Origin of the sequence: Hoskinsella mucinilytica (assembly GCF_045223415.1) — a bacterium.
Taxonomy (GTDB): domain Bacteria; phylum Bacillota_I; class Bacilli_A; order Erysipelotrichales; family Erysipelotrichaceae; genus Hoskinsella; species Hoskinsella mucinilytica.
This window is the reverse complement of sequence record NZ_JBEQZJ010000136.1, coordinates 1-299: the sequence shown is the minus strand read 5'-3', so window position 1 is coordinate 299 and position 299 is coordinate 1. Positions and strand designations below refer to the sequence as shown.

Genomic DNA, 299 nt, shown 5'->3' with positions numbered 1-299 from the left:
CCCCAGATTGAGGCTTCAGATGTATTAAAACGATTAGATCTAAAAGAAAAAGGATACATCTTATTATCAGCTCATAGAGAAGAAAACATCGATACAGAAAAGAACTTTATCGATTTATTTACTTCCATCAATAAACTTGCGGAACTCTATGATATGCCGATCCTTTATTCATGTCATCCTAGATCAAAGAAGTACTTGGAACAAAGAGGATTTCAATTAGACGAAAGAGTCAGACTTCATGAGCCATTAGGGTTCCATGATTATAACAATCTACAAATGAATGCATATGCAGTGGTAAG

At 34.4% G+C, this 299-nt stretch carries 1 protein-coding gene; it reads left to right on the top strand.

Features of this window, described 5'->3' with window-relative positions:
• On the top strand, positions 1-299 hold a 299-nt coding region (locus UGRO018_RS17870; protein ID WP_416327864.1), incomplete at both ends, for a UDP-N-acetylglucosamine 2-epimerase.